Annotated in this window: 14 protein-coding genes; 3 read left to right on the top strand and 11 right to left on the bottom strand. The window is 57.8% G+C overall.

The features are described from left to right. Positions 1 to 2: 2 nt before the first annotated feature. The 5 genes from nqrE to EKN38_RS21520 are packed head-to-tail and all read right to left on the bottom strand — an operon-like array spanning position 3 to position 4,606. Positions 3 to 599 carry an NADH:ubiquinone reductase (Na(+)-transporting) subunit E gene (gene nqrE, locus EKN38_RS21500; RefSeq protein ID WP_014830783.1) on the bottom strand — a complete coding sequence of 199 codons (597 nt, stop codon included), beginning with the start codon at positions 597 to 599 and terminating at the stop codon, positions 3 to 5. 6 nt (positions 600 to 605) lie between these two features. Beyond that, complete coding sequence (locus EKN38_RS21505) at positions 606 to 1,244, bottom strand: NADH:ubiquinone reductase (Na(+)-transporting) subunit D (RefSeq protein WP_013095733.1); 639 nt, start codon at positions 1,242 to 1,244, stop codon at positions 606 to 608. Next, positions 1,237 to 2,031 (bottom strand): Na(+)-translocating NADH-quinone reductase subunit C, encoded by a 795-nt coding sequence (locus EKN38_RS21510; protein WP_014830782.1) that lies wholly within the window; start codon positions 2,029 to 2,031, stop codon positions 1,237 to 1,239. The genes EKN38_RS21505 and EKN38_RS21510 overlap by 8 nt, the downstream gene beginning before the upstream one ends. After that, entirely contained in the window at positions 2,024 to 3,259 is a 1,236-nt protein-coding gene (locus tag EKN38_RS21515) for an NADH:ubiquinone reductase (Na(+)-transporting) subunit B (RefSeq protein ID WP_014830781.1), read from the bottom strand. Before EKN38_RS21515 ends, EKN38_RS21510 begins: the two co-directional genes overlap by 8 nt. 3 nt (positions 3,260 to 3,262) lie before the next feature. After that, positions 3,263 to 4,606 (bottom strand): Na(+)-translocating NADH-quinone reductase subunit A, encoded by a 1,344-nt coding sequence (locus tag EKN38_RS21520; RefSeq protein WP_014830780.1) that lies wholly within the window; start codon positions 4,604 to 4,606, stop codon positions 3,263 to 3,265. Between the two features lie 298 nt (positions 4,607 to 4,904). Here EKN38_RS21520 and dpaA point away from each other — a divergent pair, with 298 nt between their 5' ends. Beyond that, the gene (gene dpaA / locus EKN38_RS21525) at positions 4,905 to 5,645 is read left to right on the top strand and encodes a peptidoglycan meso-diaminopimelic acid protein amidase (protein ID WP_013095729.1); all 741 of its coding nucleotides are present in this window, start codon (positions 4,905 to 4,907) and stop codon (positions 5,643 to 5,645) included. Here dpaA and EKN38_RS21530 read toward each other — a convergent pair. Both EKN38_RS21530 and lpcA read right to left on the bottom strand, forming a co-directional pair. After that, positions 5,616 to 6,383 carry a class II glutamine amidotransferase gene (locus tag EKN38_RS21530; RefSeq protein WP_014830779.1) on the bottom strand — a complete coding sequence of 256 codons (768 nt, stop codon included), beginning with the start codon at positions 6,381 to 6,383 and terminating at the stop codon, positions 5,616 to 5,618. The two genes, dpaA and EKN38_RS21530, sit on opposite strands and share 30 nt — an antisense overlap. Positions 6,384 to 6,436: 53 nt before the next feature. Beyond that, positions 6,437 to 7,015 carry a D-sedoheptulose 7-phosphate isomerase gene (gene lpcA, locus EKN38_RS21535; RefSeq protein ID WP_013095727.1) on the bottom strand — a complete coding sequence of 193 codons (579 nt, stop codon included), beginning with the start codon at positions 7,013 to 7,015 and terminating at the stop codon, positions 6,437 to 6,439. A gap of 239 nt (positions 7,016 to 7,254) precedes the next feature. On the opposite strand from lpcA, the gene fadE reads away from it, so the two are divergent. Further along, positions 7,255 to 9,699, top strand: a complete 2,445-nt coding sequence (gene fadE, locus EKN38_RS21540) for an acyl-CoA dehydrogenase FadE (RefSeq protein ID WP_014830778.1) — start codon at positions 7,255 to 7,257, stop codon at positions 9,697 to 9,699. A gap of 108 nt (positions 9,700 to 9,807) precedes the next feature. Further along, positions 9,808 to 10,578: an amidohydrolase gene (locus EKN38_RS21545; RefSeq protein ID WP_014830777.1), complete on the top strand. Its 771-nt coding sequence runs from the start codon at positions 9,808 to 9,810 to the stop codon at positions 10,576 to 10,578. A 52-nt stretch (positions 10,579 to 10,630) separates the two neighbouring features. On the opposite strand, the gene EKN38_RS21550 is transcribed toward EKN38_RS21545, so the two are convergent. From EKN38_RS21550 to EKN38_RS21565, 4 genes are read right to left on the bottom strand one after another with little or no spacing between them, the layout of a single operon-like run. Beyond that, the gene (locus tag EKN38_RS21550; protein ID WP_014830776.1) at positions 10,631 to 12,232 is read right to left on the bottom strand and encodes a gamma-glutamyltransferase family protein; all 1,602 of its coding nucleotides are present in this window, start codon (positions 12,230 to 12,232) and stop codon (positions 10,631 to 10,633) included. A gap of 9 nt (positions 12,233 to 12,241) precedes the next feature. Next, complete coding sequence (locus EKN38_RS21555; RefSeq protein WP_014830775.1) at positions 12,242 to 13,117, bottom strand: ABC transporter permease; 876 nt, start codon at positions 13,115 to 13,117, stop codon at positions 12,242 to 12,244. 2 nt (positions 13,118 to 13,119) lie between these two features. Then, positions 13,120 to 14,061: an ABC transporter permease gene (locus EKN38_RS21560; RefSeq protein ID WP_014830774.1), complete on the bottom strand. Its 942-nt coding sequence runs from the start codon at positions 14,059 to 14,061 to the stop codon at positions 13,120 to 13,122. An 18-nt stretch (positions 14,062 to 14,079) separates the two neighbouring features. Beyond that, a complete protein-coding gene (locus tag EKN38_RS21565) occupies positions 14,080 to 15,594 on the bottom strand; it encodes an ABC transporter substrate-binding protein (RefSeq protein WP_014830773.1) in 1,515 nt (504 codons plus the stop codon). Position 15,595: the final 1 nt, after the last annotated feature.

Raw genomic sequence — 15,595 nt, forward strand, 5'->3', positions numbered from 1 at the left:
CCTTATAGCTGCACACCGGAGAAGGACATAAAGCCCAGCGCCATCAGCCCGGTGGTGATAAAGGTGATCCCTAAGCCACGCAGGCCTGCTGGCACGTTGGCATATTTCATTTTTTCGCGGATCCCCGCCATGGTGACGATAGCCAGCATCCAGCCGATCCCGGAACCGAAACCATACACCACGGATTCGCTGAAGTTGTAATCACGCTGAACCATAAACGAGACGCCACCGAAGATGGCGCAGTTCACCGCGATCAACGGCAGGAAGATCCCCAGCGCGTTGTAGAGTGACGGGAAATACTTATCAAGGATCATCTCAAGGATTTGCACCAGCGCCGCAATCACACCGATAAAGGTGATGAAGTTCAGGAAGCTGAGATCCACCCCCTCCACCAGCGCGCTGTCACGCAGGACAAAGTTGTACACCAGGTTGTTGATCGGCACCGACAGGCCAAGCACCACGGTAACCGCTATGCCCAGGCCAAACGCCGTCGACACCTTTTTGGACACGGCAAGGAACGTACACATGCCGAGGAAGAACGCGAGCGCCATGTTTTCAACAAACACCGCGCGCACAAACAAACTCAGGTAATGAGCCATTGTCGGTTACTCCTTTTCCTGCTGTTCTGGCTTCAGGGTACGAATCAGCCAGATCAGCAAACCGATAATGAAAAATGCGCTTGGAGCCAGCAGGAACAGGCCGTTTGGCAGATACCAGCCGCCGTTCTGTACCGTGTCCAGCACCGTGATGCCAAACAGCTTACCGCTGCCAATCAACTCACGCAGGAACCCTACGGACAGCAGGATCACACCGTAGCCGAGGCCGTTGCCGATGCCGTCCATAAAGCTCGCCAGCGGGGGCATTTTCATGGCATAGCCTTCTGCACGTCCCATCACGATACAGTTGGTGATAATCAGGCCCACAAATACCGAAAGCTGTTTCGATATTTCATAGGCAAAGGCTCGCAGCAGCTGATCGACCACGATCACCAGCGAGGCGATGATCGCCATCTGGACGATGATCCTCACGCTATTCGGAATGTGGTGGCGGATCATGGAGATAAACATGCTGGAAAACGCGGTAACCAGCGTTACTGCCAGTGTCATCACTACCGCCGTTTCCAGCTTGGTGGTCACCGCCAGCGCCGAACAGACGCCCAGCACCTGTAAGGTAATAGGGTTGTTGGCCAGCAGCGGGCCGATGAGCACCTTTTTAACTTCTTTCAGTTCACCCGTATCAGCCATGGTTCAGCGCTCCTTCACGTACATTTTTCAGGAAAGGACCAAAACCGAGCTCGCCCATCCAGAAATCAAAACTGTGCTGCACCCCTTTGGAGGTGAGCGTGGCCCCGGATAGCCCGTCAACGGCGTAGTCGTCACCAGGACGAGCGGCCCCTTTCATCACCTTCAGGGCAGGCAGACCGTTATCGTCGAGCACTTTTTTGCCAACAAACTGCGCGCGCCAGTTAGGGTTCTCCACTTCACCGCCGAGCCCCGGCGTTTCGCCCTGGTCATAGTAGGTAATGCCTTTCACGGTGCGGCCATCCGTATCAAGCGCCACAAAGGCGTACATCATTGACCACAGGCCGTTGCCGTAAATAGGCAGCACCACTTCCTGCACCCGTTTTTGTTCATCGCGCACGAGATAGACTTCAGCCAGATTGCTGCGACGCTTGATGCCCGCCGGATCCTGGGATGCGTCCAGCGTCAGGCTCATCTGCGGGTCTTTTAACGCCAGCGCCTGGTTGTATTTCGCCGGATCTTTATCCAGCAACTGGCCAGTTTTTAAATCCACCAGACGCGCGGTAATGCGCTCAGCAAAGACTGCAGAGACGTCGTCTGCACTCATCCCTTCCTGCATCAACCCGGCGACGGCCAGGATGTTGCGCTGTTTATCCAGCGCGCGCTGCTCCTGCTGTCGCGGCTTTAACCCCACGGCAGAACCAGCCACCACAATGGAACAGACCAGACACAGGACCAGCACCACCAGCAGCGTTTTGCCGATGCTGTCGTTATTTTTGATTTCAGCCACGTGCCTTCCTCCGCTTAATGTTGGCGCGCACGACCAGATAATCGAACAGTGGTGCAAACAGGTTGGCAAACAGAATGGCCAACATCATCCCTTCCGGATAGGCCGGGTTGACCACACGAATCAGGACACACATCACCCCAATGAGCACGCCATAGCTCCATTTCCCTCTGTCAGTAAAGGAAGCAGAGACCGGATCGGTAGCCATGAACATCATGCCGAAGGCAAAACCGCCCAGCACCAGATGCCAGTACCACGGCATGGAGAACATCGGGTTGGTGGCGGAACCAATAAGGTTGAACAGTGTGGCAGTCAGCACCATGCCGATCATGACACCGGCGACAATCCGCCAGGAGGCCACGCGACCAAACAGGATGATCGCCCCGCCAATCAAAATCATCAGCGTGGAGACCTCCCCAATGGAGCCAGGAATGTTGCCCATAAACGCATCAAACCAGGTCACGGGCTGGCCTGTCGCGTTATTGACCAGCGTTTCACCGCCGTGCGCCGCCCATTGTGAAAGGGGCGTCGCGCCGGAGAAACCGTCTGCGGCCGTCCACACCAGGTCGCCGGATATCTGCGCCGGGTAAGCAAAGAACAGGAACGCACGCCCTGCCAGCGCAGGGTTGAGGAAGTTACGCCCGGTTCCCCCGAAGATCTCTTTCGCGATGACCACACCAAAGCTGATCCCCAGCGCGGCCTGCCAGAGCGGTAACGTTGGCGGGACAATCAGGGCAAACAGAATGGAAGTAACAAAGAAGCCTTCGTTGATCTCATGTTTGCGAATAATGGCAAACAGCACTTCCCAGAACCCACCCACGATAAATACCGTGATGTAGATCGGCAGGAAGAACACCGCGCCCAGCGTCATCATGCTGACCCAGCCCGCGTCTGGGGCAAAACTCACGCCCAGCGACTGCGCCAGACGGTAGTGCCAGTCAGACTGTAGCACCTGCGCCAACTGCTGAGCATCGTACAGATGATGCAGCGCCGGAATGGTCTGCAGCCCCACGTTGTACATGCCCCAGAACATTGCCGGGAAGACGGCAAACCAGACCAGAATCATCATTCGCTTCAGGTCGATGGCGTCACGAACGTGCGCCGCGCCTTTCGTCACCAGACCTGGCGTGTAGAAAATGGTGGTCGTCGCTTCATACAGCGGGTAATACTTTTTCAGTTTACCCTCGGTAAAGTGCGGCTCAATTTTTTCAAAGAGGTGTTTTAAGCCCATCGGTTATCCTTCCTGCTCAATGCGGGTTAACACCTCGCGCAATACCGGTCCATATTCGTATTTGCCCGGACAGACATAGGTGCAGAGCGCCAGATCTTCTTCGTCCAGTTCAAGACAACCGAGCGCCTGGGCGCTGTCGGTGTCTCCGGCAAGCAGATCGCGCAGCAGCATGGTCGGCAGAATATCGAGCGGCATAACACGCTCGTAGTTGCCAATCGGCACCATGGCGCGCTCGCCGCCGTTTGTGCTGGTGGAGAAGTTGAACAGCTTATGACGCAGGAAGTGGCCGAGCGTGGTGCGGGTGACGGAATACTTTTCTGCACCTGGCAGCACCCAGCCGAAGAGCTCTTTCTCGCGCCCTTCCAGAACCACGCTCACCTGCAGATGGAAGCGCCCCAGATAGGCCTGCGGCCCAACGGCATGACGGCCGCTGAGTACCGAACCGGAAATCAGACGGTTTTCACCCGCTTTGGTTTCGTCGTCCAGCAGTTCATTGATATCCGCCCCCAACAGCGTCGTCACCAGGCGCGGGTGTGCCGCCTGCGGCCCGCCAATCGCGATCACACGCTCTGTGCAGAGCTTACCGGTGGTAAAGAGTTTGCCGATGGCAATCACGTCCTGATAGTTAAGGTGCCAGACCTGTTTTGTCAGGCTGACCGGCTCAAGGAAGTGAATATGCGTCCCCACCAGCCCCGCCGGATGCGGGCCTGCAAATTCGTTAAACGTGACCTGTCCCTGCGGATGACCGCCGAGTTTACCACCACTGGCCTGACAGACATGCACTTTCCCGGACGTCAACCGCGTGAGAACGGTCAGCCCGGCATCAAAGGCCTGGCGTTGTGCCAGAATAACCGGCTGCGGGTCTGCACTGAGCGGGTTGGTGTCGATTGCCGTCACGAAAATAGCGGCCGGAACCGTATCGGGCACAGGTGTTTTGCTGAAGGGGCGAGTGCGAAATGCGGTCCACAAACCGGCGTCCAGCAGTTGCGCCTGAACGGTTTCACGGCTCAACGCCGCGAGGTCTGCGGCCTCATAATGGGCAAACTCACGCTGTTCATCCCCTTCAATGCGGATAACCACCGACTGCAACACGCGGCGCTCCCCACGATTAATCGCTACAACGGTGCCGCTGGCAGGGGCGGTGAACATCACGCCGGGATTTTTTTTATCTTCGAACAGCGCCTGCCCTTTAATGACGCGATCGTCCTGCTGGACCAGCATTGAGGGGCGCATCCCCACGTAATCGTCACCCAGAATGGCAACATGGCGAACGCTTGCGCCTGCCGAAACGTGCTGTTCGGGCACGCCTGCGATGGGCAGGTCAAGTCCTTTTCTTATTTTAAACATGTGGTTAGCAAGTTTCCGTGAACAACTCTTCAGAGGGCGTGAAGTTTACCATTTCCGGTGTTTTCCGGGCAGAGAAAACGCCGCCACAGGTTCCAAATTGCGAACTGATACGCAAAGTTCCTGGAGTCAACGCGATTGTGATGGGTTATAAAGTAAAACTAATTTGTAAACTAACTGCTCCGCTCTTGCGAAAATCTATAGCGGTGCTAATGTGAGCGCTCCTAACAGATTAACCTGATTTCGGGTCTCTTTTGCCGTTCTGGCAAGTTGGTCTTAGTTTTATCAAGGAACTTGTAGTATGCGTAAAATCGCATTGTTCATTGCGATGCTCCTGATTCCGTGCGTGTCGTTTGCCGGGCTGCTCAGCAGCAACAGTTCAACCACGCCTGTGAGCAAAGAATATAAACAGCAGCTAATGGGATCCCCCGTTTATATTCAAATCTTCAAGGAAGAACGCACACTCGACCTGTTTGTGAAAATGGGTGAGACATATCAGCTGCTCGACAGCTACAAGATTTGTAACTACTCCGGTGGCCTGGGGCCAAAACAGCGTCAGGGCGATTTCAAGAGCCCGGAAGGGTTTTACAACGTTCAGCGTAACCAGCTAAAACCAGACAGCCGCTTCTATAAAGCGATCAATATCGGCTTCCCGAATGCCTTTGACCGTGCACACGGTTACGAAGGGAAATACCTGATGATCCACGGTGCCTGTGTGTCCATCGGCTGTTACGCGATGACCGATTCCGGCATTGATGAGATTTTCCAGTTTGTCACGGGCGCACTGGTCTTTGGTCAGCCAAACGTTCAGGTCAGCATCTACCCGTTCCGCATGACCGATGCCAACATGGCGCGTCACAAGTACTCTTACTACGCGGATTTCTGGAAACAGCTAAAACCGGGCTATGACTACTTTGAGCAGACGCACAAGCCGCCTGTCGTCTCGGTTGTGGATGGCCGTTATGTGGTCAGCAAACCGCTGAGCCACGAAGTTGTCCACCCACAGCTGGCATCAAATTACACGGTCCCCGAGACAAAATAGTACCCACTCGCCTGGCATAATCTTTTGCCAGGTCTCGTTGCCCGTCAGCGGCTGCGTAGCGATCACCGTGACCACATCATTTGGTGTGGTCTCTTTCTGAAAATCAATTTCCACATCCTGATCGAGCAGCTTTGCCACGCCAAACGGCGCACGGCGGGTGATCCAGAACAGATTTGTCGAGCAGAACGCCATTACATAGCGCCCGTCAGACAGCAGCATGTTAAACACGCCCTTTTCGCGCAGTTCAGACGCCAGCGACGCAATATATTTAAAAACCGCCGCCATGTTGCCCGGGGTGCGCGGATAACGCTCTGTCAGCTTATGCAGCAGCCAGCAAAAGGCTTTTTCGCTGTCGGTTTCGCCAACCGGGCGGAAATTCCCGGTCTCCAGCGACTTATAGCCCGTAAGTTGCCCGTTATGCGCGTAGGTCCAGTTACGGCCCCACAGCTCACGGGTGAACGGATGGGTGTTTTCGAGCGCCACTTCGCCGCGGTTTGCCTGGCGAATATGGGCGATCACCGAGCGGGACTTAATGGGGTAGTCCTGCACCAGTTTAGCAATCGGTGAGTTAAAGCTGGGTTGTGGATCCTTGAACGTGCGACACCCTTTGCCTTCGTAGAAGGTGATACCCCAGCCGTCTTTATGCGGCCCGGTTCCCCCACCGCGCTGTACCAGCCCGGTGAAGCTAAAGCAGATATCGGTTGGCACATTGGCGCTCATCCCGAGCAGTTCGCACATAGATCACCTCCACTCCACAACTGCGGGGGGCATTGCGGCCCCCCAGCGAAGTCTTACTTAACCATCTCTTTTTCGATCAGCTGGATCAGGATATGGATCACTTTGATGTGAATTTCCTGAATGCGGTCAGCATAACCAAAGTGCGGAACACGGATTTCAACGTCCGCGGTACCGTCCATCTTACCGCCATCTTTGCCCGTCAGGGTGATGACTTTCATCCCTTTTTCACGCGCCGCAGCAATCGCTTTGATCACGTTGCCGGAGTTGCCAGAGGTGGAGATACCCAGCAGCACGTCACCTTCACGACCCACCGCTTCAACGTAGCGGGAGAAAATGTAGTCGTAACCGAAATCATTGCCCACGCAGGAGATGTGGCTCACGTCGGAAATCGCAATCGCCGGGTAGCCCGGGCGGTTTTCCCGATAACGTCCGGTCAGCTCTTCTGCGAAGTGCATCGCGTCACAGTGGGAGCCGCCGTTACCGCAGGAGAGTACTTTGCCACCGGCTTTGAAGCTGTCGGCCAGCAGGACCGCCGCGCGCTGAATAGCGTGAATATTGGCATCATCTTTCAGAAAGTTAGCCAGCGTTTCCGCCGCTTCGTTCAGTTCGTTACGAATAAGATCCTGGTACATGAGGATAATCCTTCAGTATTGATGAAATAACACAGTGGAGTGTACCGGATAGCGGGAAAAGCGAGAAGCTAAAGCCATGAGAAACGTCCGGCGTTTTGCTTTTTCGTGCCGGGTAAACCGCGAACAATGTGAACCAGGTTGTAATTATTTTGTAAACACATTGCTAAAGGAAATGACATCAACTACAACCATATCATCACAAGTGGTCAGACCTCCTACAAGCAAGGGAGCTTTTCTTTATGATGATTTTGAGCATTCTCGCAACCGTTGTCCTGCTCGGTGTGTTGTTCTATCACCGTGTAAGTTTATTCCTGAGCAGCCTGATTCTTCTGGCCTGGACGGCTGCGCTTGGCGTCGCAGGTCTCTGGAATATCTGGCTTTTAGTGCCGCTGGCCATCATTCTTCTGCCGTTTAACCTGGCGCCGATGCGTAAGTCGATGATCTCCGCGCCGGTGTTCAAGGGGTTCCGCAAAGTGATGCCGCCGATGTCGCGCACCGAGAAAGAAGCGATTGACGCCGGTACCACCTGGTGGGAAGGCGACCTGTTCCAGGGCAACCCGGACTGGAAAAAACTGCATAACTATCCGCAACCGCGTCTGACGGCGGAAGAACAAGCCTTTATCGATGGTCCGGTGGAAGAAGCCTGCCGCATGGCCAATGACTTTGCCATCACTCATGAAATGGCCGACCTGCCGCCGGAGCTGTGGGCATACCTGAAAGAGCATCGCTTCTTCGCGATGATCATCAAAAAAGAGTACGGCGGTCTGGAATTCTCCGCGTACGCTCAGGCTCGCGTGCTGCAAAAACTGGCCGGCGTCTCCGGGATCCTGGCGATCACCGTGGGCGTACCTAACTCTTTAGGCCCGGGCGAACTGCTGCAGCATTACGGTACCAAAGAGCAAAAAGATCACTATCTGCCGCGTCTGGCACGTGGTCAGGAGATTCCATGCTTCGCGCTGACCAGCCCGGAAGCAGGTTCCGATGCAGGTGCCATCCCGGATACCGGCGTGGTCTGCATGGGCGAATGGCAGGGCGAGCAGGTGCTGGGTATGCGCCTGACCTGGAACAAACGTTATATCACCCTCGCCCCCGTCGCCACCGTACTGGGGCTGGCGTTTAAACTCACCGACCCGGAAAAACTGCTGGGCGGCGAAGAAGATCTGGGCATTACCTGTGCGCTGATCCCCACCTCTACCCCGGGTGTTGAAATTGGTCGTCGTCACTTCCCGCTGAACGTGCCGTTCCAGAACGGTCCGACCCGCGGTCAGGATATCTTTGTGCCGATTGATTACATCATCGGTGGGCCGAAAATGGCCGGTCAGGGCTGGCGTATGCTGGTGGAATGTCTGTCCGTTGGTCGCGGCATTACCCTGCCGTCGAACTCAACCGGCGGGCTGAAATCGGTGGCGATGGGAATTGGTGCCTACGCGCACATCCGTCGTCAGTTCAAAATCTCCATCGGCAAGATGGAAGGGATCGAAGAGCCGCTGGCGCGTATCGCAGGCAACGCCTACGTGATGGATGCTGCCGCGTCGTTAATTACCTACGGCATTATGCTGGGTGAAAAACCGGCCGTACTGTCCGCGATTGTGAAGTACCACTGCACCCACCGCGCACAGCAGTCAATCATTGATGCAATGGATATCGCGGGCGGGAAAGGCATTATGCTCGGCGAAGGCAACTTCCTGGCGCGTGGCTATCAGGGCGCACCGATCGCCATCACCGTTGAAGGGGCCAACATCCTCACCCGCAGCATGATGATCTTCGGCCAGGGGGCGATTCGTTGCCATCCGTACGTGCTGGAAGAGATGGCCGCCGCGCAGAACAACGACGTTGATGCCTTCGATAAACTGCTGTTCAAACATATCGGTCATGTGGGAAGTAACAAAGTGCGTAGCTTCTGGCTGGGCCTGACCCGCGGGCTGACCAGCGCCACGCCAACCCATGATGCGACAAAACGTTATTACCAGCATCTGAACCGGCTGAGCGCCAACCTGGCGCTGCTGTCCGACGTCTCCATGGCGGTACTGGGCGGTAGCCTGAAGCGTCGTGAACGTATCTCTGCCCGTCTGGGGGATGTGTTGAGCCAGATTTTCCTGGCCTCTGCGGTACTGAAACGCTACGACGATGAAGGCCGTCAGGAAGCGGATCTGCCGCTGGTGCACTGGGGCGTGCAGGATGCGATGTATCAGGCAGAACAGGCGATTGACGACCTGCTGGCGAACTTCCCGAACCGCTTTGTCGCAGGCGCCCTGCGCGTGGTGATCTTCCCGACCGGACGTCATCACCTGGCACCGTCCGACAGGCTGGATCATAAAGTGGCGAAGATCCTGCAGGTACCGAGCGCAACCCGCTCCCGTATCGGCCGCGGTCAGTATCTGACCCCAACGCCGCATAACCCGGTGGGTCTGCTGGAAGAGGCGCTGCTGGATGTGATGGCTGCCGACCCGATTCACCAGAAGATCTGCAAACAGCTGGGCAAAAACCTGCCGTTTACCCGCCTGGATGAACTGGCGAAACAGGCTCTGGCGGGGGGGATTATCGACAACAATGAAGCCGCTATTCTGGTGAAAGCCGAAGAGAGCCGTCTGCGCAGCATTAACGTGGATGACTTCGAGCCGGACGAGCTGGCGACACAGCCGGTAAAGCTGCCGGAGAAACACCGTAAACCGGAAGCCGCATAACGCGTTTCGTCCTGACAAACCCCGCCCCGCGCGGGGTTTTTTATTGCCACATTTTCTCGTTATGTCGTGCTACAGTGTCAAAAAGTGGTCGTTTGAGGAGTCTGAATTGTGCCTGGTCTGAAGATTTCGATTTTGCAGCAACCTTTAGTGTGGATGGATGGTCCTGCCAACCTGCGCCACTTTGATCGTCAACTGGAAGGCATTACCGGGCGCGATGTGATTGTCCTGCCGGAGATGTTCACCACGGGCTTTGCGATGGAAGCCGCACAACAGTCGATGCCGCAGGATGAGGTGGTCGCCTGGATGCACGCCAAAGCGCAGCAGACCAACGCGCTGATTGCCGGGAGCGCCGCCCTGCAAACGGAATGCGGCCCGGTGAACCGCTTCCTGCTGGTTGAGCCGGAAGGGAAAGTGCATTTTTACGATAAACGCCACCTGTTCCGCATGGCCGATGAACATCATCATTATGAAGCCGGCAACGAACGCGTGGTGTTCGAGTGGCGCGGCTGGCGTATTCTGCCGCTGGTCTGCTACGACCTGCGCTTCCCGGTCTGGTCACGCAACCGCAACGATTACGACCTGGCGCTGTATGTCGCCAACTGGCCTGCGCCGCGCTCCCTGCACTGGCAGTCGCTGCTGGTGGCGCGCGCGATTGAAAACCAGGCGTACGTGGTGGGCTGTAACCGCGTGGGAACCGACGGCAACGGGCATCACTATCGCGGCGACAGCCGGGTAGTGAATCCGCAGGGTGAGATCATCGCTACCGCCGAGCCGCATCAGGCGACGCGGATTGATGCCGAGCTGTCGTTGACGGCGTTGAAGGAGTATCGCGAGAAGTTCCCCGCCTGGCAGGATGCGGATCCGTTTAGTATTGGGTGACATTTTCCCCTCACCCCAACCCTCTCCCTCAAGGGAGAGGGAGGATACAAGATTAACTCACCAGCGCCTGCCCGTCTTTGCGGCTCTCCGTCGCGGCCACGTAGTGCCCTTCCGGCATCCGGTAAATCACCTGCGCACCGCCAAAGTTATACTCCTGGAGCGGATCTTCCACGACGATGTGGTGGCCACGTTCACGCAGGGCGGCAATGGTATTGCGATCGAACGTTGATTCGACGATCACCTCCCTGCCCTGCACCACGCGCCAGCGCGGGGCATCGATGGCCGCCTGCGGGTTTTGTCCGTGCAGCATGATGCGCAGCGCCATCTGCATATGCCCTTGCGCCTGCATTGGGCCGCCCATCACGCCAAACGACATCAGCGGCTTGCCGTTGCCGTCCATCGCAAAGCCCGGAATGATGGTGTGGAACGGACGCTTGCTGCCCGCCAGCGCGTTCGGGTGCTTCGGATCCAGCACAAATCCGCAGCCGCGGTTTTGCAGGCTGATCCCGGTATCCGGCACCACAATCCCTGAACCAAAGCCCATAAAGTTGGACTGGATAAACGAAACCATCATCCCGCTGGCATCCGCGGTGCTGATGTAGACCGTGCCGCTCTGCGTCGGCGAACCGTAGACGAAATCAGAGGCGCGATCGTGATTGATGAGCGCCGCGCGCGACTTCAGATAATGGTCGCTCAGCAACTCTTTGGCCGCAAACTCCATGTGCGCTTCATCCGCCACGTAGCGGTCGAGATCCGCCAGCGCCAGCTTCATCGCCTCAATGGACAAATGCAGGGACTGCACGGAATCCGGGTGATGGTGCTCAATGCCGCACTGCTCCAGAATGCCGAGCGCAATCAGCGTGGCGATCCCCTGCCCGTTCGGCGGCAGCTCCTGCACCGAACCACCGGCGAAGTCGCGCGACAACAGCTCCACCCAGTCCACACGATGATTCGCCAGATCCTCAGCCGTCAAATGGGCGCCGTGCGCTTTGGCGAAGGCGGCAATTTTCTGCGCCAGCTCGCCCCGGTAAAACGCCTCGCCGTTGGTTTTTGCAATCAGCTCCAGCGAGTTCGCCTGCGCCGGGTTACGGAAGATCTCCCCCACGCGCGGGGCACGGCCTTCCGGCGCGAAGCAGGCGCTAAAGCCCGGCTGGTCTTTGAGCTTGTTATAACCGCGCTGCCAGAGATGACCAATCAGCGGTGAGACGGGAAAACCGTTACGCGCATACTCAATGGCAGGCTGCGCCAGCGTGGTCAGCGGCAGCGTGCCAAAACGCTCCGCCAGTGCCACCCAGCCCGATACCGCGCCGGGCACGGTTACCGCATCCCAGCCGATTTCCGGCATCGCCGTTTTGCCAGCGAACAGATCCGCGTGCCAGCTCGCAGGCGAACGGCCGGAGGCGTTCAGGCCATGGAGCTTTTCGCCATCCCAGACGATGGCGAAGGCATCGCTGCCAATCCCGTTGCCGGTGGGTTCAACCACCGTCAGCGCCATCGCGGTGGCGACAGCCGCATCAACGGCGTTGCCGCCCAGCTGCAGCATCTTCATCCCCGCCTGCGCCGCCAGCGGCTGCGAGGTGGCAACCGCGTTATGGCCCATCATCGGCGGGCGTCGTGAAGCGTAACCGGACGTAAAATCAAGCGCTTTGGTCATCATGACTCCTTAGTCGTGGCGCGGATCGAGCGCATCGCGTAGCCCGTCGCCGAGTAAATTAAAGCCCTGCACGGCAAGGAAAATCGCCACGCCGGGGAAAATGGACATCCAGGGTGCCTGCTCAAGGAAGCCTTTGGCGGTGTTAAGCATTGAGCCCCAGGAGGGGTTCGGCGGCTGCTGCCCCAGACCCAGAAACGAGAGGCTGGCTTCGGCGATAATCGCCGAGGCAATGGCCAGCGTGGCCTGCACCAGAATGGGTGACATCACGTTCGGCAGAACGTACCTGATGATGATCCAGCGATCCGGCAGGCCGATCGCCCGCGCGCCGTCGATGTACTCTTCGTTGCGAATGGCGATCACCTGGCCGCGCGTGAGGCGGGCGAAGATCGGCATCGCGGAAAGGCCAATGGCGATCATGGCGTTGGTCAGGCTTGGCCCTAAAAACGCGCCGAGGGCGATCGCCATGATCAGGAACGGGCAGGCCAGCAGCGCCTCGATAACGCGAGAGATCACCCCGTCCCACATCTTCTGGAAGTAGCCCGCCACCAGCCCCAGCGGCACCCCGATAACCACCGCAATAACGACCGACACACAGCCCGCCATCAGCGAGGTGCGCGCTCCCCAGATAATGCGGGATAAAATGTCGCGCCCCAGCTCGTCGGTGCCGAACCAGTACATCGCCGACGGCGCTTTGCGCACCGCCAGAAAGTTGGCTTTAACCGGGTCGAACGGGGCAATCCACGGTGCCAGCAGCGCCACCAGCACAAAGAACCCCACGACCACCGCGCCAATCACCGCGCTTTTATTGCCGAGGAATTTCTTCAGCACCCGGTTCTGCGCGCGCGGCAGCGCGGGGGCAACGGTTTGCGTTGTCAGTTCTGCCATGGTTAACCTCGCATTTTCGGGTTGATAAGGACGTAGAGCACGTCGGCCAGCAGGTTGAGCATCAGGAAGCCAATCGCCACGATCAGCACCACGCCCTGCACCACCGCGTAGTCACGGTTGAATACCGAGTCGACGATCATCTTGCCGAAGCCCGGAATGGTGAAGACCTGCTCGGTCAGCACCGCACCGCCCAGCAGCTCGCCGAACAGCAGCGTGGTGAGGGTGATCACCGGCACCAGCGCGTTGCGAAACGCATGCTTGATAATGACGGCTTTTGGCAGCAACCCCTTGGCCCGCGCGGTGCGGATGTAGTCAGCCTTGAGCACGGCGATCATGGAGGCGCGGGTATGGCGCATCAGCGTGGCCGCCAGCCCGGTGCCGAGCACGGCGGCAGGCAGCAGCAACGTCCGCAGGTTCTGCACCGGATCTTCACTAAACGGCACGTAGCCGGACGCGGGCAGCCATTGCAGATTGACCGAGAAGACCAGAATCAGCAGGATCCCGAGCCAGAAGTGCGGTATCGAGATCCCGGAGGTCGCCACAAAGTTCGCCCCGTGATCGACCCAGCTGTTTTTGTTCACGGCCGCGAGGATCCCCATGCTGATGCCGAATACCAGGGCGATGATCATCGCCAGCAGCGACAGCTCCAGCGTGACCGGCAGTTTACTGGCGATCAGCTCGGTCACCGGTTCGTGCGTGCGTAAGGAGACCCCAAGATCGCCCTGCAGCGCACGCGTCAGCCAGTGGAAATACTGCACCGGGATAGGCGCATCCAGATTGAGCTCAGCGCGCAGCTGGGCGATCACCGCCGGATCGCGTTCCTCACCCGCCATGGCGATCAGCGGGTCGCCGGGCAGCAGCTTCTGCAGCCCGAACACCATCATGCTCACCAGCAGCAGGGTCGGAATGGCCAGCAGCAGCCGTTTGCAAATCAGTTCCAGCATGGGTTCTCCTCAGGACGGTTATTTCGCCAGCGTCACACCGGCCAGACGCACGATGCCGTCCGGATAAGGTTTAAAGCCCTGCACGCTTTTGTTCAGCCCGAAAATGCGCGGCTCGAAGTAGAGGTAGGCAATCGGCATGTCGGTTTGCAGCTGCTTCACCACCTTGTCGTACAGCGGCTGGCGAACGGCTTTGTCAGTACTGAGGCGCGCCTGCGTCAGCCACTCATCAACCTGCGCATTGCTGTAACGTCCGTCGTTAAGCGTCCCTTTGCTGTGGATAAAACCGTAGATGCTGCCGTCCGGGTCCGGGCGGCCTGACCATCCGGAGAAACTCAGCTGATAGTCGCCGCTCTGCTGGCGATCGAGCAACGTGGCGAACTCGGTCATCTGTAGATTCAGGGTAAAGCCCGCCTCGGCCACCATCGCCTGCAGTACCTGACCCACCTGCTGCGAGGTTGGGTTGTTCGGCACCAGCAGATTCACGTTCAGCGGCGTAGTGACGCCTGCGGCTTTCAACAGCGCTTTGGCCTTCTCGACGTCGCGCGGTGGCACCGGCAGGTTGACGTGATATGGACTTACCGTCGAAAACGCCTGGTTAGCAGGGGTATACAGCCCTTCAAAGACCACCTGATTGAGCGCATCGCGGTCAATGGCCTGAGAGAACGCTTCACGTACGCGGGCATCCTTAAATGGATCGTTAGCCGGCACCTTGCCGTTATTGATGTTAAAGGTGATGCCCTGATACCCGAGCCCGGTCACCTTCGCCAGCGCCAGCTTGCTGTCGGCTTCGACGGTTTTAACGTCGCTGGCAGCGATACCTTCGGTCAGATCGAGATCGCCTGCGCGCAGGTTCGCCAGACGCACGGAGGCATCCGGGATCGGCAGATAGATAATTTTGTCGAAGTGGTAGGCGTCTTTATTCCAGTAGTTGTCGAAGCGGGTAAGAACAATGCGGTCCTGCGACACGCGGCTGTCGAATTTGTACGGGCCGGAACAGACCGGATGGGCGGCAAAGTCAGGCTTCTTCGCGGCTTCGGGTGCCATCATCGCGCCGGCGCGGTCGGTGAGCTGCATCAGCAGCGCAGCGTCAGGCGTTTTCAGGTGCAGCGCAATCTGCATCGGGCCGGTGACCTCTACCGACTCCACAGACGATATTTCACTTTTACGCAGAGAGCCTTTTAAGGTCAGCGCCCGGTCGAGGTTGTATTTTGCCGCTGCCGCATCGAATTTTTCGCCGTCATGGAAGGTGACGCCTTCACGCAAATTGAAGGTCAGGGTTTTGCCATCCTCGCTCCAGGTCCACTCTTTCGCCAGACCCGGCACCACTTTCAGGTTTTCGTCCACATCCACCAGCCTGTCGCACAGGGAGGCAAAAACGAAGCGGCCATAATAGGTCCGCGCCAGATGCGGATCGAGCATGTCCGGGTCTGCACCCAGCCCTACTCGCAGCACGCTTTCAGCCTGGGCGGGCAGCGCCGCGCCGAGCAACATAACACTTCCCAGTACGGTCAAAAGAGAATTACGCATTGTCATT

Source organism: Enterobacter sp. WCHEn045836 (genome assembly GCF_003965585.1).
Lineage (GTDB): Bacteria > Pseudomonadota > Gammaproteobacteria > Enterobacterales > Enterobacteriaceae > Enterobacter > Enterobacter dissolvens.